The organism is Pseudomonas bubulae (genome assembly GCF_037023725.1).
In the GTDB taxonomy this organism is placed as follows: domain Bacteria; phylum Pseudomonadota; class Gammaproteobacteria; order Pseudomonadales; family Pseudomonadaceae; genus Aquipseudomonas; species Aquipseudomonas bubulae.
Window position 1 is genome coordinate 1017635 of record NZ_CP146077.1, and the last position, 26962, is coordinate 1044596.

The window sequence follows — 26962 nt, forward strand, 5'->3', positions numbered from 1 at the left end:
GGGATATGGCGTTCGAAGCAATGTTTGAGCCGATTCAAATCGGCAAGCTGACCATCCGCAACCGTGTGCTGAGCACCGCCCATGCCGAGGTGTATGCCACCGATGGCGGCATGACCACCGAGCGTTATGTGCAGTACTACGAAGAAAAGGCCAAGGGCGGTATCGGCCTGGCGATTTGCGGCGGCTCTTCGGTGGTGGCCATCGACAGTCCGCAAGAGTGGTGGAGTTCGGTCAACCTGAGCACCGACCGCATTATCCCGCACTTCCAGAACCTGGCCGATGCCATGCACAAGCATGGCGCCAAGATCATGATCCAGATTACCCACATGGGCCGCCGCTCGCGCTGGGACGGCTTCAACTGGCCGACCCTGATGTCACCTTCCGGTGTACGTGAGCCGGTGCACCGGGCCACATGCAAAACCATCGAGCCTGAAGAAATCTGGCGGATCATCGGTAACTACGCCAGTGCCGCAGGCCGGGCCAAAGCCGGTGGACTGGACGGGGTTGAGCTGTCGGCGGTGCACCAGCACATGATCGACCAGTTCTGGAGCCCGCGTGTCAACAAACGCACCGATGAATGGGGCGGCAGTTTTGAAAATCGCATGCGTTTCGGCCTCGAAGTGCTCAAGGCCGTGCGCGCTGAAGTCGGCCCGGATTTCTGCGTGGGCATCCGCCTGTGCGGGGATGAGTTTCACCCTGATGGCCTGAGCCATGAGGACATGAAACAAATCGCCAAGTACTACGACGACACCGGCATGCTCGACTTTATCGGCGTGGTCGGCTCGGGATGTGACACCCACAACACCCTGGCCAACGTAATCCCCAACATGAGCTTTCCGCCGGAGCCGTTTTTGCACCTGGCCGCCGGGATCAAGGAAGTGGTCAAGGCCCCGGTGCTGCATGCGCAGAACATCAAGGACCCGAACCAGGCCACGCGGATTCTGGAGGGGGGTTATGTCGACATGGTGGGCATGACCCGTGCCCATATCGCCGATCCGCACCTGATCGCCAAGATCAAGATGGGCCAGGTCGACCAGATTAAACAATGCGTGGGTGCCAACTACTGCATTGACCGTCAGTACCAGGGGCTGGACGTGCTGTGCATCCAGAACGCGGCCACCTCCCGGGAATATATGGGCGTGCCGCATATCATCGAAAAATCCACCGGGGCCAAACGCAAGGTGGTGATTGTCGGCGCCGGGCCAGCAGGGATGGAGGCGGCACGGGTAGCTGCCGAGCGCGGTCATGACGTGACCCTGTTCGAGAAAAAGGACGCCATCGGCGGGCAGATCACCACCGCCTCCAAAGCGCCCCAGCGTGACCAGATGGCAGGCATCACTCGCTGGTTTCAACTGGAACTGGCGCGCCTGAAAGTTGACCTGCGCCTGGGCACCGCAGCGGATGCGGCGACGATCATGGACTTGCGTCCGGACATTGTGGTGCTGGCGGTGGGCGGGCACCCGTTTGTGGAGCAGAACGAACACTGGGGCGCGGCCGAAGGGCTGGTGGTCAGCAGCTGGGATGTACTCGACGGCAAAGTGGCGCCCGGTAAAAACGTGCTGGTGTACGACACCATTTGCGAATTTACCGGTATGTCGGTGGCCGATTTTGCGGCGGACAAGGGAGCGCAGGTCGAGATCGTGACCGACGACACCAAGCCCGGTGTGGCCATTGGCGGCACGTCATTCCCCACGTATTACCGCAGCCTGTATCCCAAGGAAGTGGTCATGACCGGCGACATGATGCTGGAGAAGGTCTACCGCGAGGGTGACAAGGTGATTGCTGTGCTGGAGAACGAATACACCGGTGTCAAAGAGGAGCGGGTGGTCGATCAGGTAATCATCGAAAACGGTGTGCGACCGGATGAAGAGCTGTATTACGGGCTCAAGCCGGATTCGCGCAACAAGGGCCAGATCGACGTCGAAGCGCTGTTCGCGATCAAGCCGCAACCGTGCTTGAGCGAGGCGGGGGACGGCTACCTGCTGTTTCGTATCGGTGACTGTGTGGCCCAGCGCAACGTGCATGCAGCGATCTATGACGCGCTGCGGTTGTGCAAGGATTTTTGACCCGACACCGAACCAATGTGGGAGCGGGCTTGCTCGCGATAAACGATCACGCGGTGGTGCTGATGCACCGCGTCGCCTGAATCGCGAGCAAGCCCGCTCTCACATCAGACCTCCGTGGTCTTTGGGAGCTTCACCATGCTCAATATCGTTCTTCCCATCCTGCTGTTCGCCGCCCTCGTCCTGGCGATTGCGGGCGCCATTCGGCGCATGAACATGTGGCGCCGTGGTCGCCCGGCCAAGGTCGATCTGCTTGGCGGGCTGCTGGCCATGCCCCGGCGCTACATGGTCGATCTGCACCACGTGGTCGCCCGCGACAAATACATGGCCAACACCCACGTCGCCACTGCTGGCGGCTTTGTGCTGGCGGCCGTGCTGGCGATCCTGGTGCATGGCCTGGGCCTGCATAACCGCATCCTCGGCTATGCCTTGCTGTTGGCCACGGCGCTGATGTTTGTGGGCGCGCTGTTCGTGTTCAAGCGTCGCCTGAACCCACCCTCGCGCCTGTCCAAAGGCCCGTGGATGCGCCTGCCGAAAAGCTTGCTGGTGTTTTCCGCCAGTTTTTTCATCCTCACCTTGCCGGTTGCAGGGCTGTTGCCCGAAGGCTTCGGCGGTTGGATGCTGGCGGCGGTTTTAAGCGTGGGCGTGGCGTGGGGTGTGTCGGAATTATTTTTCGGCATGACCTGGGGCGGGCCGATGAAGCACGCCTTCGCGGGCGCATTGCATCTGGCCTGGCACCGCCGCGCCGAGCGCTTTGGCGGCGGCCGTTCAACAGGGCTGAAACCGCTGGATTTAAACGATCGCAGTGCGCCCCTGGGCGTGGAAAAACCCAAGGATTTCACCTGGAACCAATTGCTGGGGTTTGACGCCTGCGTGCAATGCGGCAAATGCGAAGCCGCCTGCCCGGCTTTCGCCGCCGGCCAGCCGCTCAATCCAAAGAAACTGATTCAGGACATGGTGGTCGGCCTCGCGGGCGGCACCGATGCTCACTTTGCTGGCAGTCCCTATCCCGGTAAACCTATTGGTGAGCATGGCGGCAACCCGCATCAGCCGATCGTCAACGGGCTGGTCGATGCCGACACGCTGTGGTCCTGCACCACTTGCCGCGCCTGCGTTGAAGAGTGCCCGATGATGATCGAGCATGTGGACGCCATCGTCGATATGCGCCGTTTCCTGACCCTGGAAAAAGGTGCGACACCGAACAATGGCGCGCAGGTGCTGGACAACCTGATCGCCACCGATAACCCCGGCGGTTTTGCCCCCGGCGGGCGGATGAACTGGGCAGCGGACCTGAACCTCGACCTGATGCGCGACAAGCCCGCCGTGGACGTGTTGTTCTGGGTCGGTGACGGGGCTTTCGACATGCGTAACCAGCGCACCTTGCGTGCCTTTGTCAAAGTGCTCAAGGCCGCCCGGGTCAACTTTGCCGTGTTGGGCCTGGAAGAGCGCGACAGTGGCGACGTGGCCCGGCGTCTGGGGGATGAAGCGACCTTTCAGGCGCTGGCTAAGCGCAATATCCAGACCCTGGCGCAGTACAGCTTCCAGCGCATCGTCACCTGCGATCCGCACAGTTTTCATGTGCTGAAAAACGAATACGGCGCCTTTGGCGGCGACTACCTTGTGCAACATCACAGCACTTATATGGCCGAGTTGATCGATGCCGGCCTGCTCAATCTTGCCGCGGATGCGGGCGGCAGCGTGACCTATCACGACCCCTGCTACCTGGGCCGCTATAACGGCGAATACGAGGCGCCGCGTGCGGTACTGCGCGCCTTGGGTATCGAGGTCAAGGAGATGCAGCGTTCGGGCTTTCGTTCCCGTTGCTGCGGTGGCGGTGGCGGCGCGCCGATTACCGACATCCCCGGCAAGCAGAGGATCCCCGACATGCGCATGGACGATATCCGTGAGACGGGCGCCGAGCGTGTGGCGGTGGGTTGCCCGCAATGCACGGCGATGCTCGAAGGGGTGGTCGAACCCCGTCCGCAAATCAAGGACATTGCCGAACTGGTGGCCGATGCGCTGATTGAAGACGTCGTGGCCAAACCTGTCCGACGGCCAGAATCGGAGGTGATCGCATGAGTGACATTATCCGCCGTGACCCACGGGCCGAGTGGATCGCCCGTAACCGCCTGCATCCGTTGCACGCGGCCATGCAACCCGTGCAGCAGAGCTGGATGGGGCCCAATGGCGTAGTGCGCAAAAATGTCCATGGTGCGGGTTTCATCGGCCCCAACGGCATCAAGCGCATAGACCGCAGCGGCGTGCAGCAGGGCGGGACCAGCAGGCGCGCGGCCAGCGTCGAGGTGCAATTACCGCTGCATCAGATCGCGGCCCCGGCGTTTTATATCGCCGTGGTGCCGGATATGGTCGGGGGCCGCCTGAGCAGCCACGACCGCGATCTGCTGGGGCTGGCCCACCAATTGGCGGGCAGCGATGGAGCGGTGCTGGCGGTGGTATTCGGCGAGTCCAGAGAGACCGCCTTTGCCACGGCCGGGGTTGATCGGCTGTTGATGCTCGACAGTGAAGGTTATGCACCGGAGCACCAGGTGCTGGGTTTACGGGCTGTGGATAACCAGTTCACGCCACGCCACTGGCTATTGCCTGACAGCCGCAGTGGTGGCGGTGAATTGGGCCGGCGCTTTGCCGCCAGCTTGGGAGAACGCCCGGCCACGCGGGTGTGGCAACTCAAGGATGGCGTTTGCATCGGCCGTGCCGGGGCAGGTCAGCAAGATGTCGTCCAGCCGTTGCGGCGGTTGATTCTGGCAGCGGCCGAGTGTGCCGAGCCGGTCAGTGAAACCCGGCATGAAGCGCTGGAGGTGCAGTTATCCACAGCAGCTGCCAGCTGTTTGCCGCGTATTGAGGATCTGGGCGCGGTTGAAGTTGACCCTGCTGCGATTCCCATGGCTGAAGCCGAATTTATCCTCAGCGGTGGTAACGGGATCAAGGACTGGGGACTTTTCCACAGGGCTGCCACTGCCCTTGGCGCCACCGAAGGTGCATCACGGGTGGCGGTGGACGATGGCTTTATGGGTCGCGAGCGTCAGGTGGGGGCCAGCGGGGTATGGGTCACGGCGCGGGTGTATGTGGCGGTCGGGATCAGCGGTGCGATCCAGCATCTGCAAGGGATTGGTGCCTGTGACAAGGTGGTGGCGATCAACCTTGACCCTGGCTGCGACATGGTCAAACGCGCGGATGTGTCGGTGATTGGTGACGGTGCGGCGGTGCTTGAGGCACTGATCGAGGCTGTGGATAACTGGCGCAGCGCAACCTCTGTGGGAGCGGGCTTGCCCGCGATTCGGGCGACCCGGTCAGCCTGATACACCGCAGTGATTCCATCGCGAGCAAGCCCGCTCCCACAGGATTGAGTTCAGTCTGGAGATTTGCAAATGACCATCGCCACCGTTGCACTGGTTTCAATCGGCGCCCATCCTGCTTCAGGCCGCGCCCGTCGCGCCGAACAGGACGCCCGTGCCGTCGAACTGGGCCTGCAACTTGCCGGAGACAGCCTGCACGTGCTGCACGCGGGCAACCCCCATGAACCGGCCTTGCGCGCCTATCTGGGCATGGGGCTGGAGGAGTTGCATGTGCTGGAGCAACCCGACGGCGCCGATGCCGTGCCAGCGTTGCGCGATTACATCCGTGAAGCGGGCGTGCAACTGGTACTCACCGGCAGCCAGGCCGAAACCGGTGAGGGTTCGGGCATGCTGCCGTACCTGTTGGCCGAAGAGCTGGGCTGGCCACTGCTGGTAGGTGTGGCGCAGATCGAATCTATCCAAAATGGCGTGGCCCAGGTGCTGCAAGCCTTGCCCCGGGGGCAGCGGCGCAGGCTGCAAGTGCGACTGCCATTTATGGTTACTGTGGATAACGCTGCTCCCAAGGCGCGCCAAAGCGCCTACGGCCCCGCCACGCGGGGTGTGGTTAACGCCGAAGTAGTTGAAATCGTTGCCGATGAGTTATCCACAACCGGCGTATTGCAACCTGCCCGACCACGGCCCAAGCGCTTGAAGGTGATAAGGGCCAAAAGTGGCGCAGATCGCATGAAAGCAGCTACCGCCAAGGCGGCTGGGGGGGCCGGGCAAGTTCACAAAGGGCTCAGTGCTCAAGCGGGAGCCGAGGTGATTCTCAAGCTCCTGATCGAAGAAGGCGTTGTGCGCTAGCGTTTGCGGCCGGAACCTGAGTCAGCGACATCATTTGAATTTGCGCTCGCCGCCAGATGCAAATATGGCCTGAGATTTACGGGCGCTAGCCTGGAGTCTTTGCTCGCGCTGGCTGACTAACTGCCCGTAGTACCCCTTGACGCGAAGGGCGTAGCGATTGCGCAGATGTTCACGATTTGCCTTTGTTCCGGCGTTATAGGCGCCCACGGCGTCCCAGCTGTAACCCAGTTGTTTGACAAATTTGGCGAGGATCCAGGCACCGGCCATGACACTGGTGCAGGGTTGAGTCTGTAGTTGATATTCACTAATGCCAAAAGTGGCAAGGTGTTTCAAATGGCGACTGTTGACTTGCATCAAACCTATATCGTAAGTCCCGTCTTTATTGACGTTGCGTGCGGCCGGATTCATTTTCGATTCAACTTGGGCAATGGCATGTAACAGCAACGGATCAATGTCATAGCGGTTGCCTGCATCCTGCCAGCAATTGGCATGAGCGAAGGTCGGTGTTAGTCCGGCACATATGACAAGTATAATCAAAAATGAATGTTTCATATAAAGACCTCGCCGTTTCAGATAACGGATAAAGCAGGGGTGCCAATCTAATCGATAGATTGTCTTATCCTGTTGAATCTGCACGGTTTTATTGATAATTAATAAGGAATCCGCAGTGTTAAGTGTGGCGCGCAAGATCACAAAATTTTCACGTTTAAACTATAAGTATTGGCGGGTTTTAGGGGCGTGTTACCTGCAGTTTTTGTAGGTGGTTGAGTGCCTGTATAAACAGGGTGGCGAACAGGCTGCATAAAAATAAATATAGGACTTATTCGATTGATGGCAATTATCCTTCAATCAAAATTGGATCCATTGAAATGAACCAGCTAATAGTGAGTTGGTTATCTTTTTGTTGGATTGTTCATTTTGTGAGTGTTTAGAGTTGTTTAATAAGGGGAAGGGGCCTTGCAGGCTGAAATTGATATAATGTTTGGCGTGATGCCAAATCTCTAAAAAGTCTAAGAAACGTGGCAGATGATGGTGATCGATCCATTGTTTTTAACGTCTGATATCACTGCCTTCGCGAGCGAGTTTGCGGACAGCATTTTAGTAGGCAAGGTACCGCCAGACATCTGCGCAAAGTTACCCCGGGTTTCTGTGTGCCTGCCTGTGGGTAACCTGTCTGTATTTGCTTGCAGGGCCCGGCTGACGTGGCTCCTGCAGGTTTGTACAAAAAATGATCGCTGCCAGGAAATCACACTTGCAGAGCGCTTGCTCTGTTTACCCACAAACTCTGTTGGTGAAGGTGTGGATAAGTTGTTCGCTCTATCCTGCAGGCCTTTATATTAAAGGGCTCCACGGTGCTGATCAAAAAATGTTCAATCCACGTTGGCATCGTCTTTTGATGGGATAAAACCAGCCAATACAAGGGCTAAGGGAGTTTTCAACAGGGTGGATAAAGTTGCGCACATATTCAGTTGGTCAAACTGTGGATAAGGTGGGTGTGGTTATCTGCAGGCCTTTAAAACCGTGGCTTGTGCAGGTTTGCACAAAAAATGTACAGATGTCTGCCCCGGTAGTGATCCATGACTTCCCCACAGTTGCTGTGGGTGTGCCTGTGGACAAGATGTTGGTGAAGGGCTGTAGCCCTTTGATTGCATGGGCTAGAGGGGAGTGGTTAAAAAACGATCATTAGCATGCAATACATGGACATAAATGAGGCCAGGGTTGTGTGTTGTTGACTTGAATCGGTTTGAGCTAAAAAGAGTCCTGTGCCCCCGTGGAGTAAAACGAATGAGCGTTTCATTTCGTCCAGCAGTGCGTGCCGATGCACGCGAAATTGCACGTCTTTTTCAGATATCGTCCGAAGGCTGCGCCGATTACATCTGGAGTCAGATGGCGCAGCCGGGTCAGCAACTACTGGACGTCGGGGAGATGCGTTATGCCCGTGCGGGGGTCATATTTTCGTATGAAAACTGCTGGATTGCCGAGGCCGAGGGCCTGGTGATCGGCATGATGCACAGCTTTGAGATGCGCGACGACCCGGATGCCCAGCCTGAGACTGACCCGGTGCTGGCACCTTATGCGGATATGGAAATCCCGGACACGCTGTATATCTCAAGCCTGGCTTTGCATAAGGGCTGGCGAAACCTCGGGTTGGGCGCCAGGTTCTTGCTGCATGCCAAGGCGCGTTGCGGCGAACTGGGGCTGAACGGTTTGAGCCTGATCGACTATGCGGCGAACACAGGTGCCCGTCGATTTTATGAGCGCCATGGTTTTGAGATCGTCAAAACCTGCCAGATAACGCCCCACCCGCTGATCCGCGTAACGGGTGAGGCGTATTTGATGCATTGTCCACTTCCCAGTTAAACGCCCCCTGCGCAGATGCAGGTTTACTGGGCAACCACACCCTTGAGATACGCCGCAGGCGCCGCCCCCAGGTTGTTCAGCAGCCGCTCGCTGTACCAGTCGACAAAGTTGACCACGCCAAACTCGTAGGTTTGCGAGTACGGCCCTGGCTGGTAGGCGACCGAGTTGATGCCGCGCTGGTTTTCTTCAGCCAGCCGGCGATCCTGGTCGTTGGTGGCGTCCCAGACCTTGCGCATGCGCTCCACGTCGTAGTCCACGCCTTCTACCGCATCCTTGTGCACCAGCCATTTGGTGCTGACCACGGTTTCCTGCGCGCTGATCGGCCATACGGTAAATACGATGATATGGTCGCCCATGCAGTGGTTCCACGAGTGCGGCAAGTGCAGGATGCGCATTGAGCCCAGGTCCGGGTTTTTGATGCGCCCCATCAGTTTTGCACAGCCTTGCTTGCCGTCCAGGGTCATCGAGACCGTGCCCTTGAGCAGTGGCATGCGCACGATGCGGTTACGCAGGCCGAAGCTGGCGTGGGCATAAGGAATTTTCTCGGCGTCCCAGGCGGCTGCGGAGGCGGCGACGTGATCCTTGAACGCTTGATCGGCGCGCGGGTCGGTGACGTCGTCCCATTCGAGCAGGGTCTTGAGCAACTCAGGGTGCGACGCGTTGCAGTGGTAGCACTCGCGGTTATTTTCCAGTACCAGTTTCCAGTTGGCCTTTTCCACCAGGGTGGTTTGAATCGCCACCTTGGTGTTTTCCATGTCGTAAGGTTCCATATAGTGGTTCAGTGTGGCGAGGAACTCATCGATGGCGGGAGGGTTCTCGGCCAGGCTGATAAAGATATAGCCGCCCGCGGTTTTGACGTTCACCGGCTTGAGGCCGTATTGCTTCATGTCGAAGTCCGCACCCATCTCGGTGCCGGCAAACAACAGGCGCCCGTCCAGCTCATAGGTCCACTGGTGGTAATGACACACCAGTTTGGCGACCTTGCCTTTTTCGCTGGTGCACAGTCGTGAACCACGATGGCGGCACACGTTATGAAAGGCATGCACCTGACCTTCTGCGCCGCGAATCACGATAATCGGGTTCTTGCCCACCTGCAGGGTCAGGAAGTTGCCCTTGGCCGGTATCTCGCAAGTCATGCCTGCAATCAGCCACTCCTTCTGGAAGATCTCCTGCATATCGATTTCGAACAGGCGCTCGTCGTTATAAAACGGCTGTGGCAGCGAAAATGTCCGCTCGCGGTTCTGCAGCATCTCGGCGGTGGCCTTGCGTGCGGGTTCCAGTGGATCGCCCAGGCTCAAGTTTGCGGTGACGTCCATCGTTGTAGTCCTCATGGCCATCGGATGTGGCCTAAAAATGGCTGATCAGGGGTTCGACGCAAGGCAAAGCAATACAAGTGGTAGTGGCGCTGAGTGTGCGTTCGAAGTGCGCCGCAGCCATATCTACGGGCGACATGGCCCAATCTGTTCCCGACGCTGAAGGTGCTGTTTTCAGGGGCTGGTCGCGATAAGTATGTGGATGTCGCGAATGGATAAATGGCCGCTTCGGGGCATGCGCAGAATCGCCAGCAAGAGGCCGGCTGTCGGCCGTGGAGAAGCGCATGTCCAATAGCTTTCTGAACCCGGTAACCACCCAGACCTGGGCCAATGGCCGACACATCGTGCGATGCGTCAAAGTGATTCAGGAAACCTGGGATGTGCGCACTTTCTGTTTTATGGCTGACCAGCCGATCCTGTTCTTTTTCAAACCGGGGCAATTCGTGACCCTGGAGCTGGAAATCGACGGTGACCCGGTGATGCGCTCGTACACTATTTCCAGCTCACCCTCGGTGCCGTACAGCTTTTCGGTGACCATCAAGCGGGTGCCCGGTGGCCGGGTTTCCAACTGGCTGCACGACACCTTGAGCGAAGGCCAGGAGCTGGCCGTGCACGGGCCGGTGGGACTGTTTAACGCCATCGACGCGCCGAGCCCCAAAGTGCTCTATCTGAGCGGCGGTGTCGGTATAACCCCGGTAATGTCGATGGCACGCTGGTTTTACGACACCAACGCCAATGTCGACATGGTGTTTATCCACAGCGCCCGCTCGCCCAAGGACATCATTTATCACCGCGAGCTGGAGCATATGGCCTCGCGTATCGACAACTTCAGCCTGCACCTGATCTGCGAGAAGCACGGGCTGGGCGAACCCTGGGCCGGGTATCGCGGTTATCTGAATCATAAGATGCTCGACCTGATGGCCCCCGACTTCATGGAGCGCGAGGTGTTTTGCTGCGGGCCGACGCCTTACATGAACGCGGTCAAGCGCCTGCTGGAAAGCAACGGTTTTGACATGAGCCGTTACCACGAAGAATCCTTTGGCGCGACGCCGCCTGAAGTGCGGGCTGAAGCGGTAGAACAGGCCGAGCAGGCGGCGGACGCACCGGAGCTGGACGTGGCGGACTTGAACCAGGTGGAATTCACCGCGTCCGGCAAGAGCATTCGTGTGGGACCAGCCGAGACCGTGCATGCGGCAGCGGCCAAACTCGGACTGATGATCCCCAAGGCTTGCGGCATGGGCATTTGCGGGACATGCAAGGTGTTGAAACTGGGGGGGGAGGTGGACATGGAGCACAACGGCGGCATTACCGACGAAGATGTGGCCGAGGGTTATATCCTGTCGTGCTGCAGCGTACCGAAAGGGGATGTGCGGATTGAGTTTTGACGGGCTTTCGTGGCTCCAGAACCCTGGCAGGGAACAAAGGTTGCAAACCACAGTCTTTAGGGGTCTGAAAGCAAGGTTGCCGCTAGCTTAGCCGCTGACTTTTCTTTATCGTACGCGCCCTTCGAAACTGCTTGAGAACATCACCATGATTGAGTCATCCCTTAGCAAACTGGAACAACTGGTCAGCGACCTGGTACAGCAAAAACAAGAACTGCTGGATGCCAACGAGCAACTGAACACCGAACTGGCCCAGGCCCGTGACGAGAACGAAAGCCTGCAACTGACCCTGATGGAACAGGAAGAAAAGCAAGGCGCGACCGCAGCCCGCATCCAGGCACTGGTTGAGCGCGCGAGCCCTGTCAGCGCATGAGCCTTGACAGAGACGGAGTAAATGTCGTCTCGATTTTGGGTAACGACTACACGATCAAGGCGCCGGAGGGGGAGCAGAAAACCCTGATGGCGGCCACGGTCATGTTGAAAGCCGCCCTGGCCGAAACGAAAAGAAAGTACCCGAGCCTGATCGGGGACAAGCTGCTGGTGCTGGCAGCACTGAATCTGTGTTCAAAACAGATTGAGTTGCAACTGAGCCACAAACAGGAACTCGACCGTTATCAAGAGCAAGTCAGCGCCACGGTCGATGTGATTGAGCGAACCCTGGGGCAATCCTGACGGTTCGCAAACCAATCACCCCCTGTGGGAGCGGGCTTGCTCGCGATTCAGGCAACGCGGCTTGTCTGCACGACCGCGCTGATGCCATCGCGAGCAAGCCCGCTCCCACAGTGTTATTGATGTTACGTGCGCTTTAAGCGGACATCACTTCGCGAATATCCGCCGCAAGTTCCCGCACCCGTGCTTCCTCGGTATCCCACGAGCACATGAAGCGTGCCCCGCCCTTGCCGATAAAGGTATAGAAGCGCCAGCCCCTGGCGGTCAGTGCCGCTACGGCCGGTTCCGACAGTTGCAGGAACACGCCATTGGCTTCCACCGGAAACATCAGCTCGACCCCCGGAATGTCACTCACCAACTGACTCAGCAACTGCGCGCAGTGGTTGGCATGGCGCGAGTGTTTGAGCCAGGCGTCGTTTTCCAGCAGGCCCACCCACGGCGCCGATAAAAAACGCATTTTCGAAGCCAGTTGCCCGGCCTGTTTGCAGCGGTAGTCAAAATCCACTGACAAGGCGTGGTCGAAAAATAGAATCGCCTCGCCCACCGCCATACCGTTCTTGGTGCCGCCAAAGCACAGCACATCCACCCCGGCTTTCCAGCTCAGTTCGGCGGGCGTGCAGCCCAGAAATGCGCAGGCATTGGAGAACCGTGCGCCGTCCATGTGCAACAACAGGCCCAACTCCTTGCAGGTGTCGCTGATCGCGCGGATTTCTTCAGGGCGGTACACGCTGCCGACTTCAGTGGCCTGGGTGATGGTGACCACCCGCGGTTTTGGATAGTGGATATCTTTGCGCTTGAGGGCGATCTCGCGGATTGACTCGGGGGTGATCTTGCCGTTTTCAGTGCGGGCGATCAGCAGCTTGGAGCCGTTGGAAAAAAATTCCGGAGCGCCACATTCGTCCGTCTCGACGTGGGCGGTCTCGGAGCAGATCACGCTGTGAAAGCTCTGGCACAGGGACGACAGCGCCAGGGAGTTGGCCGCCGTGCCGTTAAAGGCGAAATACACTTCGCAGTCGGTTTCGAACAGTTTGCGAAAATCGTTCGAGGCGCGCAGCGTCCATTCGTCGTCGCCGTAAGAGCGCTGGTGGCCGTGGTTGGCTTTTTCCATGGCGGACCAGACTTCAGGGCAGATACCGGAGTAGTTGTCGCTGGCGAATTGTTGGCTCTTGTCAGTCATTTCCCGGTTCCATGGTCGAATAGTGTTGTGCACTTTATCCAAGAATCTGGCAGGTGCACAGGCGCGACTTAAAGTGCGGAAATGCCCTACAAAAGAATAACCCAAAGGCCTGTAACAAAATGTGGGAGCGGGCTTGCCCGCGATGGCATCTCCCGGTTTCGCCAGACAAACCTCGCAGCCAGTATCGCGAGCAAGCCCGCTCCCACAGGGTTATGGGAAACCATGTCGTAAACGCACCATTGCGTGGCGTCCATGGGCATTTGGTCTGCCTGCGCCAGCTCTACCATCTGGCTCAAAGGGCATTAGCCCCACCGAGACCAAAAGGCGCGCTGGCGCTGGGAGAACGCGATGTTCAGCAAGCAGGATCAGATCCAGGGTTACGATGACGCCTTGTTGGCGGCCATGAATGCTGAAGATCAGCGCCAGGAAGATCACATCGAACTGATCGCCTCCGAAAACTACACCAGCCAGCGGGTGATGGAAGCCCAGGGCAGCGGTCTGACCAACAAGTACGCCGAAGGCTACCCAGGCAAACGCTATTACGGCGGCTGCGAACATGTGGATAAAGTTGAGCAGTTGGCCATCGACCGCGCCAAACAGTTGTTCGGCGCCGATTACGCCAACGTGCAGCCGCATTCCGGCAGCCAGGCCAACGCAGCCGTCTACCTGGCATTGCTCAACGCCGGTGACACCGTGCTGGGCATGAGCCTGGCCCATGGTGGTCACTTGACCCATGGGGCCAGCGTCAGTTTTTCGGGCAAGCTGTACAACGCCGTGCAGTACGGCATCGACACCAGCACCGGCTTGATCGACTACGACGAAGTCGAGCGTCTGGCTGTTGAACATCAACCCAAAATGATCATTGCCGGGTTCTCGGCCTACTCAAAATTCCTCGACTTCCCACGCTTTCGTCAGATTGCAGACAAGGTGGGAGCCTACCTGTTTGTCGACATGGCCCACGTTGCCGGTCTAGTCGCTGCCGGGTTGTACCCCAACCCGCTGCCGTATGCCGATGTGGTGACCACCACCACCCACAAAACCCTGCGCGGTCCCCGTGGCGGCCTGATTCTGGCCAAGGCCAACGAAGCCCTGGAAAAGAAACTCAATTCGGCGGTGTTCCCCGGCGGTCAGGGCGGGCCCTTGATGCACGTGATCGCGGCCAAGGCAGTGTGCTTCAAGGAAGCGCTGGAACCGGGTTTCAAAACCTATCAAAAGCAGGTCATCGACAACGCCCAGGCCATGGCCGAGGTGTTTATCAAGCGTGGCTATGACGTGGTCTCGGGTGGTACCGACAATCATCTGTTCCTGCTCAGCCTGATCCGCCAGGGATTGACCGGCAAGGACGCCGACGCCGCCCTGGGCCGCGCCCATATCACGGTCAACAAGAATGCCGTGCCTAACGACCCGCAATCACCGTTTGTGACCTCGGGCCTGCGTATCGGCACCCCGGCGGTGACCACCCGTGGTTTCAAAGTGGCGCAATGCACGGAGCTGGCAGGCTGGATCTGCGACGTTCTCGATCACCTCGGCGATGCCGATATCGAGGCCGATGTGGCCCGCCAGGTGACTTCGCTGTGCCAAGACTTCCCGGTTTATCGCTGAGCGCGTTTTTGGAGTAGATCCTATGCAACGGTATTCAGGCTTCGGCCTCTTCAAGCACTCCCTCAGCCACCACGAAAACTGGCAGAAGATGTGGCGCACGCCGACCCCGAAAAAGGTCTATGACGTGGTCATCGTCGGCGGCGGCGGCCATGGTCTGGCAACTGCTTACTATCTGGCCAAGGAACACGGCATCACCAACGTGGCCGTGGTTGAAAAAGGCTGGTTGGGTGGCGGCAACACGGCACGCAACACCACCATCGTGCGCTCCAACTATTTGTGGGACGAGTCGGCGCACCTGTACGAACACGCGATGAAGCTATGGGAAGGTTTGTCCCAGGACTTGAACTACAACGTGATGTTCTCCCAGCGCGGCGTCTATAACCTGTGCCACACCCTGCAGGACATGCGTGACTCCGAGCGTCGGGTCAGCGCCAACCGCCTCAATGGTGTGGACGGTGAACTGCTCAACGGCAAACAAGTAGCGGACGAGATTCCCTACCTCGATTGCTCGAAGAACACCCGCTACCCGATCATCGGCGCCACCGTACAACGGCGTGGCGGCGTGGCCCGCCATGATGCCGTGGCCTGGGGCTTTGCCCGTGCCGCCGATGCTCTGGGCGTAGACCTGATCCAGCAAACCGAAGTGCTCGGCTTTCGCAAGGAAAACGGCGTGTGCATCGGCGTCGAAACCAGCAAGGGCTTTATCGGCGCCAAGCGCGTCGGTGTGGTCACGGCTGGCAACTCGGGGCATATGGCGCGTCAGGCCGGCTTTCGCCTGCCGATCGAATCCCACCCGCTGCAAGCGCTGGTGTCGGAGCCGATCAAGCCGATTATCGACAGCGTGATCATGTCCAACGCTGTACACGGCTATATCAGCCAGTCCGACAAGGGCGACCTGGTGATCGGCGCGGGTATCGACGGTTGGGTCGGCTACGGCCAGCGCGGTTCGTACCCGGTGATCGAGCACACGATCCAGGCGATTGTGGAAATGTTCCCTGTGTTGTCCCGCGTGCGCATGAACCGTCAGTGGGGCGGCATCGTCGACACCACACCCGACGCCTGCCCGATCATCTCGAAAACCCCGGTGCCCAACCTGTTCTTTAACTGCGGCTGGGGCACGGGTGGATTCAAGGCCACGCCGGGTTCGGGCAACGTGTTTGCTGCCAGCCTGGCCAAGGGCGAGATGCACCCGCTGGCCGCGCCGTTTTCCATTGACCGGTTCCACACCGGTGCCCTGATCGACGAACACGGCGCTGCCGCTGTCGCCCACTAACAGGAGAAATACCCATGTTGCATATCTTCTGTCCCCATTGCGGCGAGCTTCGCTCCGAAGAGGAATTCCACGCCAGCGGCCAGGCGCATATCCCGCGCCCGCTCGACCCTGGCAGTTGCACCGACGCAGAATGGGGCGACTACCTGTTCTTTCGCGACAACCCCCGTGGCCTGCACCACGAACTGTGGAACCACGTCGCCGGTTGCCGGCAGTTTTTCAATGCCACGCGCAATACCGTGAGCTACGAAATTCTTGAAACCTACCTGATCGGCAGCAAGCCGCAGTTCACTGAGCAGGCAGTACCTGCGGCCACCACGGCCACCCGCGAGCTGGGAGAAAAAGTATGAGCCAGACCCATCGCTTGCCCAATGGCGGCCGCGTTGACCGCACCAAGGTGCTGAGCTTCACATTCAACGGTCAACAATACAAAGGCTACGAGGGCGACAGCCTGGCGGCCGCTTTGCTGGCCAACGGCGTTGACGTGATTGGCCGCAGTTTCAAATATTCCCGGCCCCGAGGCATTTACGCCGCCGGTGCTGAAGAGCCCAACGCGGTGTTGCAGATCGGTGCCACCGAGGCCACGCAAATCCCCAACGTGCGCGCCACGCAGCAGGCTTTGTACCAGGGCCTGGTGGCCACCAGTACCAACGGCTGGCCCAACGTCAACAATGATGTGATGGGCATCCTCGGCAAGGTCGGCGGCAAGCTGATGCCGCCGGGCTTTTACTACAAAACTTTTATGTACCCGCAGTCGTTCTGGATGACTTACGAGAAGTACATCCGCAAAGCCGCAGGCCTGGGTCGCTCGCCGACCCAGAACGATCCCGACACCTACGACTATATGAACCACCACTGCGACGTGCTGATTGTCGGCGCAGGCCCTGCAGGTCTGGCCGCGGCACTGGCAGCAGCGCGCAGCGGTGCGCGGGTGATCATCGCCGATGAACAGGAAGAATTCGGCGGCAGCCTGCTCGACAGCCGCGAAAGCCTGGACGGCAAACCGGCCATGGAGTGGGTGGCCAAGGTGATCGCCGAACTCAAGACGCTACCCGACGTGATCCTGTTGCCCCGCGCGACGGTGAACGGCTATCACGACCACAACTTCCTGACTATTCACGAACGTATCACCGACCACCTCGGCGATCGCGCCCCTATCGGTCAGGTACGCCAGCGTATTCACCGGGTCCGGGCCAAGCGCGTGGTATTGGCCACCGGTGCCTGCGAGCGGCCGTTGGTGTACGGTAACAACGACGTACCGGGCAATATGCTCGCCGGAGCCGTGTCCACCTATGTGCGCCGCTATGGCGTGGCACCGGGCAAAAAACTGGTGCTCAGTACCAACAACGATCATGCCTACCGCGTAGCCCTGGACTGGCTCGACGCCGGCCAGCAAGTGGTTGCTGTTGCCGATGCACGCAGCAACCCCCGTGGTGCGCTGGTCGAAGAAGCTCGGGCCAAAGGCATTCGCATCCTCACCGGGAGTGCGGTGATCGAAGCCCGTGGCAGCAAGCATGTAACGGGTGCACGAGTGGCGGCGATCGACGTCAAGGCTCTCAGCGTTGCCAGCCCCGGCGAGTGGCTGGAGTGCGATTTGCTGGCCACTTCGGGCGGCTACAGCCCGGTGGTTCACTTGGCCTCGCACCTGGGCGGCAAGCCGACCTGGCGTGAAGATATTCTCGGTTTCGTCCCCGGCGAAGCACCGCAAAAGCGCGTATGTGTGGGCGGTATCAATGGTGTCTACCCGCTGGGCGACAGCCTCGCCGATGGTTTTGAAGGCGGCGCACGTGCGGCCAGCGAAGCCGGTTTCAAGGCCGTGGAAGGGGTGTTGCCCAAAGCCCTGAATCAGCTGCAGGAACCGACCCTGGCGCTGTTCCATGTGCCCCACGAAAAAGGTACGGCGCGGGCACCGAAGCAATTTGTCGACCTGCAAAACGACGTCACTGCTGCGGCCATCGAACTGGCGACCCGTGAAGGGTTCGAGTCGGTTGAGCACGTCAAACGCTATACCGCGCTGGGCTTCGGCACGGATCAAGGCAAGTTGGGCAACGTCAACGGCCTGGCCATTGCCGCCCGCTCGCTGAACGTGACCATCCCGCAGATGGGCACCACCATGTTCCGCCCCAACTACACGCCGGTGACCTTCGGCGCGGTGGCGGGGCGCCATTGCGGGCATATTTTCGAGCCGGTGCGCTACACCGCGCTGCAAGCCTGGCACGTCAAGCAAGGCGCTGAATTTGAAGACGTCGGCCAGTGGAAACGGCCGTGGTACTTCCCGCGTAACGGCGAAGACATGCATGCGGCGGTCAAGCGCGAATGCAAAGCGGTGCGTGACAGCGTCGGCATTCTCGATGCCTCTACCCTGGGCAAGATCGACATCCAGGGCCCGGATGCCCGCGAGTTTCTCAACCGTATCTACACCAATGCCTGGACCAAACTTGATGTGGGCAAGGCCCGCTACGGGCTGATGTGCAAGGAAGACGGCATGGTCTTCGACGACGGCGTGACGGCCTGCCTGGCCGACAATCATTTCGTCATGACCACCACTACCGGCGGCGCGGCCCGTGTGTTGCAGTGGCTGGAAATTTACCAGCAGACCGAATGGCCCGAGCTGAAGGTCTACTTCACCTCGGTCACCGACCACTACGCGACCCTGACCTTGTCCGGCCCCAATAGCCGCAAGTTGCTGAGCGAAGTGACCGACATTGATCTGGATCGCGAGGCGTTCCCGTTCATGACCTGGAAAGAAGGCCTGGTGGGCGGTGTGCCGGCGCGGGTGTTCCGTATCTCGTTTACCGGCGAGCTGTCCTACGAGGTCAATACCCAGGCTGACTACGCCATGGGCGTGCTGGAAAAAATCGTCGAGGCGGGCAAGCAGTACAACCTCACCCCTTATGGCACCGAGACCATGCACGTGTTGCGGGCCGAGAAGGGCTTCATCATCGTTGGTCAGGACACTGACGGTTCCATGACCCCCGACGACCTGAACATGGGCTGGTGCGTGGGCCGCACCAAACCGTTCTCGTGGATCGGCTGGCGCGGCATGAACCGTGAAGACTGCGTACGTGACCAGCGCAAGCAGCTGGTGGGGCTCAAGCCCATCAACCCGACCCAATGGCTGCCCGAAGGCGCGCAACTGGTGTTCGATGCCAAGCAGTCGATCCCGATGACCATGGTCGGCCACGTGACGTCGAGTTATGCCCACAACTCACTGGGTTATTCATTTGCCATGGGTGTGGTCAAGGGCGGCTTGAAGTGTATCGGCGAACGGGTGTTCTCGCCCCAGGTCGACGGCAGCGTGATCGAGGCTGAAATTGTGTCTTCGGTGTTCTTCGACCCGAAAGGCGACCGGCAGAATATTTGAATGGGTGATCTCATGACCACAGCCAACGTATACCAACAGCGCCCGGAGTCGGGCGCCAAAGCCGAATCCTCGCTGCACCATGCCAGCCTGGCCGGCCTGATCGGCAAGGGCCGGAAAAACCCTGGCGTGACCGTACGCGAGAAAAAACTGCTGGGCCACCTGACCCTGCGCGGTGACGCCAAAGACCCGGCCTTTGCCGAAGGCGTGCACAAGGCCCTGGGCCTGGAACTGCCCGTGGCCCTGAGCCTGGTGGCCAACGCTGATACCTCGCTGCAATGGATGGGGCCGGATGAGTGGCTGCTGATCGTCCCCGGTGGCCAGGAGTTCGCCGTGGAGCAAGCCCTGCGGGCGGCGCTGGCGGGGCTGCATATTTCGGTGGTCAACGTCAGTGGCGGGCAACAGCTGCTGGAACTGAGCGGGCCGAAGGTGCGCGAGGTGCTGATGAAGTCCACCAGTTATGACGTACACCCCGACAATTTCCCGGTGGGCAAGGCGGTGGGCACGGTCTTCGCCAAGTCGCAGCTGGTGATTCGTCATACCGGCGAAGACACCTGGGAACTGCTGATCCGCCGCAGTTTTTCGGATTACTGGTGGTTATGGTTGCAGGATGCGGCGGCTGAATACGGGTTGAGCGTGGAGGCGTAAACCCGCCTGCTGTCCCCTGTGGGAGCGGGCTTGCTCGCGATGGCAGCCCCTCGGTCAACCGGATGCACCGAGTTGTTTGCATCGCGGGCAAGCCCGCTCCCACACCTGTACGTGCGCATTCCAACAACAACCAAGGACTCCCGCCATGAGCCGCGCCCCCGACACCTGGATCCTCACCGCCGACTGCCCGAGCCTGCTGGGCACCGTCGACGCGGTGACGCGTTATCTGTTTGAGCACCGCTGCTACGTCACCGAACACCATTCCTTCGACGATCAGCGTTCGGCGCGTTTTTTTATCCGCGTTGAGTTCCGCCAGCCCGACGGCTTCGATGAACACGAATTTCGCGCCGGCCTGGCCGAGCGCGGCCAGGCCTTTGGCATGACGTTCGAACTGACACCGCCACACCATCGGCCCAAAGTGCTGATTATGGTGTCCAAGGCTGACCACTGCCTCAACGACCTGCTCTATCGCCAGCGCATTGGCCAGTTGTCGATGGACGTGGTGGCCGTGGTCTCCAATCACCCGGATCTGGAGCCTCTGGCGCAGTGGCACGGCATCCCCTACCACCACTTCGCCCTCGACCCGGCCAACAAGCCTGCGCAGGAGGCCAAGGTTTGGCAGGTGATCGAAGACACCGGCGCCGAGCTGGTGATCCTCGCCCGCTACATGCAAGTGCTGTCCCCCGAGCTGTGTCGCAAGCTCGACGGCAAGGCGATCAATATTCACCACTCCCTGCTGCCCGGCTTCAAGGGCGCCAAGCCCTATCATCAGGCCTACGAGAAGGGCGTCAAACTGGTCGGTGCTACCGCCCATTACATCAACAACGACCTCGACGAAGGCCCGATCATTGCCCAGGGCGTCGAGGTGGTAGACCACAGCCACTACCCCGAAGACCTGATCGCCAAGGGCCGTGATATCGAAGCGCAAACCCTGGCGCGAGGCGTGGGCTATCACATTGAGCGGCGCGTTTTCCTAAATGGAGGTCGTACCGTGGTGCTGTGACCCCGCGCCACCTTCTAAGCTGCAAGCAGCAAGTTAATCCCGCCAATAACAACTAAGGGTGAATACGATGGCTGACAATCGCGGTGTGGTGTACCTGGGCAACGGCCAGGTTGAAGTGCAAAGCATTCCTTTCCCCAAGATGCAGAACCCTCAGGGCAAGCCCATCCACCACGGCGTAATCCTGCGGGTAGTGTCGACCAATATCTGCGGCTCCGACCAGCATATGGTGCGTGGCCGCACCACGGCGCAAACCGGGCTGGTGCTGGGTCATGAGATCACCGGCGAGGTGATCGAGGCCGGGCGTGATGTGGAACACCTGAAAGTCGGCGACCTGGTTTCGGTGCCGTTCAACGTGGCGTGCGGCCGCTGCCGCAGCTGCAAGGAACAGAACACCGGCGTGTGCCTGACCGTCAACCCGGCCCGTCCCGGCGGCGCATATGGTTACGTGGACATGGGCGACTGGGTTGGCGGTCAGGCTGAATATGTATTGGTGCCTTACGCCGATTTCAACCTGCTCAAGCTGCCGAATCGCGATGCGGCGATGGAAAAAATCCGCGACCTGACCTGCCTCTCCGACATCCTGCCCACCGGCTATCACGGCGCCGTCACTGCTGGCGTTGGCCCTGGCAGCACGGTGTATATCGCCGGTGCTGGCCCGGTGGGTCTGGCGGCTGCGGCTTCGGCGCGCTTGCTGGGTGCGGCGGTGGTGATTGTCGGTGACGTTAATCCGATTCGTCTGGCCCACGCCAAGGCGCAGGGTTTTGAAATTGCCGACCTGTCCAAAGATACGCCCCTGCACGAACAGATCGCCGAACTGCTGGGCGAGCCGGAAGTGGATTGTGCGGTGGATGCAGTGGGTTTTGAAGCTCGCGGGCACGGCCATGACGGGGTCAAGCATGAAGCACCGGCCACGGTGCTCAACTCGCTGATGGGCGTGGTGCGGGTGGCGGGCAAGATCGGCATTCCGGGCCTGTATGTGACCGAAGACCCGGGTGCGGTAGACGCGGCGGCGAAGAAGGGCAGCCTGAGCATCCGCTTCGGGTTGGGCTGGGCCAAGTCCCACAGCTTCCACACCGGGCAGACGCCAGTGATGAAATACAACCGCCAGCTGATGCAGGCGATCATGTGGGACCGAATCAAGATCGCTGACATCGTAGGTGTTGAAGTGATCAGCCTGGACGACGCGCCGCGGGGCTATGGCGAGTTCGATGCCGGTGTGCCGAAGAAGTTCGTGATCGACCCGCACCGGATGTTCAGCAAGGCATAAACACCAGCGCCAACCCTGTGGGAGCGGGCTTGCCCGCGATTGCAGCACCTCGGTTATTGAGATGTACCGAGTTGTCTGCATCGCGAGCAAGCCCGCTCCCACAACTGCGTGGATTGTTTTTACAGGCTGGCCAGCGGCCCCTGATACAGCACGGGGCCCGTCGGCTGACCGGTTGGCGAGCCGCCTTGCGGTTCCAGGCTCACGGCGAGCACCACCGGCACCCTGATGAGTTGCTGCTGACTTTGGCTAAGGGTTATGCGGCCATCGCCATCGCGGGGGATCAGTCCAAGGGACACCGGTTTGCCTTCAACCGGTATCGCCCACAGTTCCAGGCTGCTGCCCCCATCCACCGCCGACAGCTCCAGCGGTTTTACTTTCAGATAATCGCTGTGGGCCTCGATGCTCAGGCCGGGCTGCGCAGTGCCGCTGAGCAGGGTGGCTTTGTATTGCACGCTGTCGCGATTGTAGAGCAGGCCGGCAGTCACGACGATCAGCAATGAGCAGGCAAGTGCACTCAAACGCAGCCAGTTCCAGAACGGACGCTTTGCCGGCACATGCAGGGTTTGCGGCTCGATACGGGCCACGATGGCCCGCCACACGCGATCCGGTACGGGTTGCTCGATCAGTGGCTCGGTCAGCAGGTTGAGGTGTTCCAGCCAGCGGGCCAGTTCGGCGCGCAGGAGCGCGTCGCCCTGCAGCAGGTGCTCAAAACGCCTGCGGGCCGTGGGCGGCATCAGCCCGATGGCGTAATCGGCGGTCAGCGCACGGCGTAACTCGGGTGTTTGATAGTTCATGATTCGAGGCACCTGCGCAGTCGCTGCATACCCCGGCGAATCCAGGATTTGACCGAACCGAGGGGTGCAGCCAGTTGCTGTGCCAGCTCGCTGGCGCTCAGCCCATGGAAGTAGGCGCTGGTGATGCTCTGGAGTTGCATGCCTTCGAGTTGTTCCAGGCACTGGTTGAGGGCGCAGGCTTCACGGGCGCTGCCCAGTTGGTCGAGGGCGCTGGGACTGTCATCGGCCACGTTGTCTTGCTGCTGGTCACTCAAGGGCAATTCACGGTGTTTGCGCAACTGGTCGATGGCCTGGTTGCGGGTGATGGTGATCATCCAGGTCAGCGGTGCCGACAAATGGGCTTCGTAACGTGAGGCGCTGTGCCAGATACGCACAAAACTTTCCTGCACCACATCCTCTGCCAGGTCGCGTCGGCCCATGCAGCGCAAGGCCACGCTGTACAAGCGCGGGGCCACGCTGCGGTAGAGGGTTTCAAAGGCGCGTCGATTACCCAATGAACATTGGGCCAACAGCTTTTCAAGGTAATCGGTATTGGCGGTTAAAATAGCTGTTCTCCCCTCAAAAAAAGCCAGGACTTCAGACCAGTTGTCGGTTGAGGGTAGTTCAGGGTATAGGGTTGTTCCAATCATGTGAGTTACCTCGCTGCTCTGTATACGCAGGCAAGGGCTCAGCGGATGCACTCGTTTTCAATTAAGATTACAGACCGTTTGACCCGATAGTGGCACTTGGGAACATCTGCCCGGTTTTTGGGTCTTACCCATAGTTTTACCGCTCCCTGGCGGGCGGCTTTTTGGTTCTAGAGGTTGAAGCGATGAAAAAGTTGAGCGGCGTGGCACTGGCAACATTGATGACCGTGGCAGCGAGCCCGGTGTTCGCAGGTTTCAGCCTGAGCGACGTAGCCAACGTGGCCGCGCAGGTTCAGGGTGGCAACGGTAATGGCGCCACCACGGACAAATCGGCCCAGGCCGTGCAGATGCTGACCAAGGTCAACGAGCTGGGCGTCAAGCCTGAGCAGGCAGCGGGCGGTATTGGCGCGATGTTGAGCCTGGCGAAAAACCAGCTGACCTCCAGCGACTACTCCGAACTGACCCAGCAAGTGCCGGGCGTGAACAAGCTGGCTGGCGCCGGTGCCCTGGGTCAGTTGAGCCAGTTGGGCGGCCTGCTGGGCAAATCCAGCGGTGTTTCCGAGACCGCGACCAGCGCTGTCAGCAACGTGGCCAACACTGACCAGCTGAACGCCGCATTCACTGCGCTGGGCATGCAGGACGGTATGGTTGCCAAGTTTGCTCCGGTACTGCTGGACTACTTCAAGGGCCAGAACGTCAGCACTTCGCTGCTGAGCAAGCTGGGCAGCGCCTGGGGCGTTTAAAGGCTAGCCGCGCTCGGCACGCAAGGTGCTGATACGCTGGTCTTTCAGGGTCCAGAGCTGGTTGACCCAGCTCTGGACCTGCTCACGAAACACCGGGTCGTTTTCGTAATCCCCCTGCCACAATGCCGGATCCAGTTCGCGGGTCTGTATATCGACAATCACCTTGGGCACCTGCCCGCTGATCAACTGCCAAAAGCCCGGAATCTTTGCCTGTGGATACACCACAGTCACGTCGAGCACGGCATCCAGCTGTTCGCCCATCGCCGCCAGCACAAACGCCACCCCGCCTGCCTTGGGCTTGAGCAGCCAGGTATAGGATGAATGTTGTTGCGCGTGTTTGGCCGGGGTAAAGCGCGTGCCCTCGAGGTAATTGACGATCGTCACCGGCTGGCGCTTGAACAGTTCGCAGGCAGCCCGGGTGATCTTCAGGTCTTCGCCTTTGAGCTGCGGATGTTTGGCCAGAAAGGCCTTGGAATAGCGCTTCATGAACGGGTAGTCGAGCGCCCACCATGCCAGGCCCAGAAAGGGGACCCAGATCAGTTCTTTTTTCAGGAAGAATTTGAAGAACGGCGTGCGCCGGTTCAGGCCCTGCATTAACGCGGGGATATCGACCCACGACTGGTGGTTGCTGATCACCAGATACGAGGTATCGCGGCTCAGACCTTCGGCGCCGCGAATATCCCATTGGGTGGGCAGGCACAGGGCAAAAATGCGTTTGTCGATTTCGGACCAGGTTTCGGCAATCCACATCACCGCCCGCGAATTGTAATCGCGCAGGCGCCCCGACGATGCCAGTTTGAGCAGGGCAAACAGCATCAACGGCCCGAACAGGATCAGGGTGTTGCACAGCAACAGCAGGGTAACCAGACAGCCGGTGAGCAGGCGGCGCATAAGCAACTCTTGAACGTTTAAGGACTGGCCATGATAAGCAGACTGGTGCTGAACGCCAAATCCATGGACCTTGTGGGAGCGAGCCTGCTCGCGATAGCCTCAACGCGGTGAAGCAGACTCACCAGGTCGCCAGTATCGCGAGCAGGCTCGCTCCCACACACCCAGTGTGAACCTACTGTGGATAAGTGGTCTAACTCTTACTTTTTCAAAGGAAATGCCTGCATGAAGTCTGTTCTTGCGTTGCTGTCTGTATTGGCGCTGCCGGTGATGGCCGCCGAGCCGACCCTTTACGGGCGTTACGAGTACATCAAATTGCCGGAAATCGGCGAGACCCTTAAAGCCAAGATGGACACGGGTGCCTTGACCGCGTCGCTGTCGGCCAAAAATATCCAGACCTTTACCCGTGACGGTGAAGAGTGGGTGCGCTTCCAGCTGGCCACCGAAGGTGCCAGCAGCAAAGTGTATGAACATAAGGTGGCGCGCATCAGCAAGATCAAAAGCCGCGCCGATGAAGATGAAGACCGGGAAACCCCCGAAAGCGCCAAGCGCCCGGTGGTCGATCTGGAAATGTGCCTGGGTGATGTCAAACGCACGGTGGAGGTCAACCTCACCGACCGGAGCAGCTTCAACTACCCGCTGTTGATTGGCGCCAAGGCACTGCGTGAGTTTGGTGCGGCGGTAAACCCGGCGCGGCGCTATACAGCGGACAAACCGGATTGCTGAGTGAGTGCTTGGCCCTCACCCCAGCCGCTTGATCGGGGTTGACGTGGATTTTGAACTCGCTGGAGATCGGCCCCCTCTCCCTTTGGGAGAGGGCTGGGGTGAGGGGCTTGCAGATTTTCAGGTTAGCCCGCCCAAGGCGCCTTGCGTGAGTTGTTCAGTGTGGTGAGATAGCTGTCGCCCCCCAACTGGCTCATCTGCTGACGAATCCACCCGGCGCGGCGGCTGACATAGGTGCTGGGGTGGCTTGCACTCCAGTTCAGCGGGCTGGGCAGCACGGCCGCCAGATAACTGGCCTGCTGGCGCGTAAGGTTTTTGGCACTCACGCCAAAGTGATGCTGCGCTGCGGCCTCGGCGCCGAACACGCCTTCATCCCACTCCGCACTATTGAGGTACACCTCAAGAATCCGCTGCTTGGGCCACAACACCTCGATCAACGCGGTAAACCAGGCTTCCAGGCCTTTGCGCAGCCAGCTGCGACCGGACCACAAAAACAGGTTCTTCGACACTTGCTGGCTCAGCGTACTGGCACCGCGCAGCGTTCCGCCTTGTTCGTTGTGGATCAGCGCAGCCCTGATCGCCCCGAAGTCAAAACCCCAGTGCTCGGGGAATTTCTGATCCTCACCTGCCATGACCGCAACTTTCAGTTCGTCGGATATTTCATCCCACGGCCGCCAACTGCGCTGCAGGTCAATCGGCTGGCCGTCAAGCCATGACTCGACCTTGCGTTCGACCATCAGCGCCGTGCCGGGAAGCGGTACCCAGCGAAAAACCAGCACCAGCAATGCGCTGCCCACTGCGAACCAGAGCAGGACCTTGAGAAAGCGATGAACAAGAAAACGCAGCATGGATGACTTGGCCGAACCCGTTGAGCGGGCCATTATACAGACCCTGCGCCATTCCATGATCCTGACT

Annotated in this window: 24 protein-coding genes; 17 read left to right on the forward strand and 7 right to left on the reverse strand. The window is 59.7% G+C overall.

What is annotated here, in order from left to right; translation table 11 throughout:
• The first annotated feature begins 5 nt into the window (after nt 1-5).
• The 4 genes from dgcA to V6L81_RS04720 all read left to right on the forward strand — a co-directional run bounded on the left by dgcA (nt 6) and on the right by V6L81_RS04720 (nt 6220).
• Nucleotides 6-2066 (forward strand): dimethylglycine demethylation protein DgcA, encoded by a 2061-nt coding sequence (gene dgcA / locus V6L81_RS04705; protein ID WP_094999826.1) that lies wholly within the window; start codon nt 6-8, stop codon nt 2064-2066.
• Nucleotides 2067-2201: 135 nt separating this feature from the next.
• Nucleotides 2202-4142, forward strand: a complete 1941-nt coding sequence (dgcB, locus tag V6L81_RS04710) for a dimethylglycine demethylation protein DgcB (protein ID WP_153326876.1) — start codon at nt 2202-2204, stop codon at nt 4140-4142.
• Nucleotides 4139-5380, forward strand: a complete 1242-nt coding sequence (locus tag V6L81_RS04715) for an electron transfer flavoprotein subunit alpha/FixB family protein (RefSeq protein WP_338660508.1) — start codon at nt 4139-4141, stop codon at nt 5378-5380. Before dgcB ends, V6L81_RS04715 begins: the two co-directional genes overlap by 4 nt.
• 69 nt (nt 5381-5449) lie before the next feature.
• Nucleotides 5450-6220 (forward strand): electron transfer flavoprotein subunit beta, encoded by a 771-nt coding sequence (locus V6L81_RS04720; protein ID WP_095023224.1) that lies wholly within the window; start codon nt 5450-5452, stop codon nt 6218-6220.
• Between the two features lie 30 nt (nt 6221-6250).
• Here V6L81_RS04720 and V6L81_RS04725 read toward each other — a convergent pair whose 3' ends face one another.
• Nucleotides 6251-6913 carry a transglycosylase SLT domain-containing protein gene (locus V6L81_RS04725; protein ID WP_338660509.1) on the reverse strand — a complete coding sequence of 221 codons (663 nt, stop codon included), beginning with the start codon at nt 6911-6913 and terminating at the stop codon, nt 6251-6253.
• 1092 nt (nt 6914-8005) lie between these two features.
• Between V6L81_RS04725 and V6L81_RS04730 the strand changes: the two genes are divergently transcribed.
• Nucleotides 8006-8581, forward strand: a complete 576-nt coding sequence (locus tag V6L81_RS04730; RefSeq protein ID WP_095026636.1) for a GNAT family N-acetyltransferase — start codon at nt 8006-8008, stop codon at nt 8579-8581.
• Nucleotides 8582-8604: 23 nt separating this feature from the next.
• On the opposite strand, the gene gbcA is transcribed toward V6L81_RS04730, so the two are convergent.
• Nucleotides 8605-9897, reverse strand: coding sequence for a glycine-betaine demethylase subunit GbcA (gene gbcA / locus V6L81_RS04735; protein WP_094999832.1), 1293 nt, complete (start codon nt 9895-9897; stop codon nt 8605-8607).
• Nucleotides 9898-10178: 281 nt separating this feature from the next.
• On the opposite strand from gbcA, the gene gbcB reads away from it, so the two are divergent.
• From gbcB to V6L81_RS04750, 3 genes are all read left to right on the forward strand, one after another.
• Nucleotides 10179-11279: a glycine-betaine demethylase subunit GbcB gene (gene gbcB, locus V6L81_RS04740; protein WP_094999833.1), complete on the forward strand. Its 1101-nt coding sequence runs from the start codon at nt 10179-10181 to the stop codon at nt 11277-11279.
• A gap of 145 nt (nt 11280-11424) precedes the next feature.
• Nucleotides 11425-11649 carry a hypothetical protein gene (locus V6L81_RS04745; protein ID WP_016782568.1) on the forward strand — a complete coding sequence of 75 codons (225 nt, stop codon included), beginning with the start codon at nt 11425-11427 and terminating at the stop codon, nt 11647-11649.
• The gene (locus tag V6L81_RS04750) at nt 11646-11948 is read left to right on the forward strand and encodes a cell division protein ZapA (protein WP_094999834.1); all 303 of its coding nucleotides are present in this window, start codon (nt 11646-11648) and stop codon (nt 11946-11948) included. Before V6L81_RS04745 ends, V6L81_RS04750 begins: the two co-directional genes overlap by 4 nt.
• Before the next feature lie 133 nt (nt 11949-12081).
• On the opposite strand, the gene V6L81_RS04755 is transcribed toward V6L81_RS04750, so the two are convergent.
• On the reverse strand, nt 12082-13122 hold the full coding sequence (locus tag V6L81_RS04755; RefSeq protein WP_094999835.1) for a low specificity L-threonine aldolase: 1041 nt from the start codon (nt 13120-13122) through the stop codon (nt 12082-12084).
• Between the two features lie 348 nt (nt 13123-13470).
• Here V6L81_RS04755 and glyA point away from each other — a divergent pair, with 348 nt between their 5' ends.
• The 7 genes from glyA (at nt 13471) to fdhA (ending at nt 22273) form a co-directional block, all read left to right on the forward strand.
• Entirely contained in the window at nt 13471-14724 is a 1254-nt protein-coding gene (gene glyA, locus V6L81_RS04760) for a serine hydroxymethyltransferase (RefSeq protein ID WP_094999837.1), read from the forward strand.
• A 22-nt stretch (nt 14725-14746) separates the two neighbouring features.
• Nucleotides 14747-15997: a sarcosine oxidase subunit beta family protein gene (locus V6L81_RS04765; protein ID WP_016782563.1), complete on the forward strand. Its 1251-nt coding sequence runs from the start codon at nt 14747-14749 to the stop codon at nt 15995-15997.
• A gap of 14 nt (nt 15998-16011) precedes the next feature.
• A complete protein-coding gene (locus V6L81_RS04770; RefSeq protein WP_338660510.1) occupies nt 16012-16344 on the forward strand; it encodes a sarcosine oxidase subunit delta in 333 nt (110 codons plus the stop codon).
• Entirely contained in the window at nt 16341-19358 is a 3018-nt protein-coding gene (locus V6L81_RS04775) for a sarcosine oxidase subunit alpha (RefSeq protein ID WP_338660511.1), read from the forward strand. Before V6L81_RS04770 ends, V6L81_RS04775 begins: the two co-directional genes overlap by 4 nt.
• Nucleotides 19359-19370: 12 nt before the next feature.
• Nucleotides 19371-20003 carry a sarcosine oxidase subunit gamma gene (locus V6L81_RS04780; protein ID WP_094999980.1) on the forward strand — a complete coding sequence of 211 codons (633 nt, stop codon included), beginning with the start codon at nt 19371-19373 and terminating at the stop codon, nt 20001-20003.
• 145 nt (nt 20004-20148) lie between these two features.
• The gene (gene purU, locus V6L81_RS04785; protein WP_016782559.1) at nt 20149-21006 is read left to right on the forward strand and encodes a formyltetrahydrofolate deformylase; all 858 of its coding nucleotides are present in this window, start codon (nt 20149-20151) and stop codon (nt 21004-21006) included.
• Nucleotides 21007-21073: 67 nt separating this feature from the next.
• Nucleotides 21074-22273 carry a formaldehyde dehydrogenase, glutathione-independent gene (gene fdhA, locus V6L81_RS04790; protein ID WP_094999840.1) on the forward strand — a complete coding sequence of 400 codons (1200 nt, stop codon included), beginning with the start codon at nt 21074-21076 and terminating at the stop codon, nt 22271-22273.
• Nucleotides 22274-22392: 119 nt separating this feature from the next.
• On the opposite strand, the gene V6L81_RS04795 is transcribed toward fdhA, so the two are convergent.
• On the reverse strand, nt 22393-23067 hold the full coding sequence (locus tag V6L81_RS04795; RefSeq protein WP_095019602.1) for an anti-sigma factor domain-containing protein: 675 nt from the start codon (nt 23065-23067) through the stop codon (nt 22393-22395).
• The gene (locus V6L81_RS04800; protein WP_232527652.1) at nt 23064-23696 is read right to left on the reverse strand and encodes a sigma-70 family RNA polymerase sigma factor; all 633 of its coding nucleotides are present in this window, start codon (nt 23694-23696) and stop codon (nt 23064-23066) included. The genes V6L81_RS04795 and V6L81_RS04800 overlap by 4 nt, the downstream gene beginning before the upstream one ends.
• A gap of 182 nt (nt 23697-23878) precedes the next feature.
• On the opposite strand from V6L81_RS04800, the gene V6L81_RS04805 reads away from it, so the two are divergent.
• Complete coding sequence (locus tag V6L81_RS04805) at nt 23879-24436, forward strand: DUF2780 domain-containing protein (protein ID WP_094999842.1); 558 nt, start codon at nt 23879-23881, stop codon at nt 24434-24436.
• 3 nt (nt 24437-24439) lie between these two features.
• On the opposite strand, the gene V6L81_RS04810 is transcribed toward V6L81_RS04805, so the two are convergent.
• A complete protein-coding gene (locus V6L81_RS04810; RefSeq protein ID WP_338660512.1) occupies nt 24440-25327 on the reverse strand; it encodes an acyltransferase in 888 nt (295 codons plus the stop codon).
• Between the two features lie 222 nt (nt 25328-25549).
• On the opposite strand from V6L81_RS04810, the gene V6L81_RS04815 reads away from it, so the two are divergent.
• Nucleotides 25550-26050 (forward strand): ATP-dependent zinc protease, encoded by a 501-nt coding sequence (locus V6L81_RS04815; RefSeq protein WP_095019604.1) that lies wholly within the window; start codon nt 25550-25552, stop codon nt 26048-26050.
• 122 nt (nt 26051-26172) lie between these two features.
• Here V6L81_RS04815 and mtgA read toward each other — a convergent pair whose 3' ends face one another.
• Complete coding sequence (gene mtgA, locus V6L81_RS04820; RefSeq protein WP_370688633.1) at nt 26173-26928, reverse strand: monofunctional biosynthetic peptidoglycan transglycosylase; 756 nt, start codon at nt 26926-26928, stop codon at nt 26173-26175.
• Between the last annotated feature and the right edge of the window lie 34 nt (nt 26929-26962).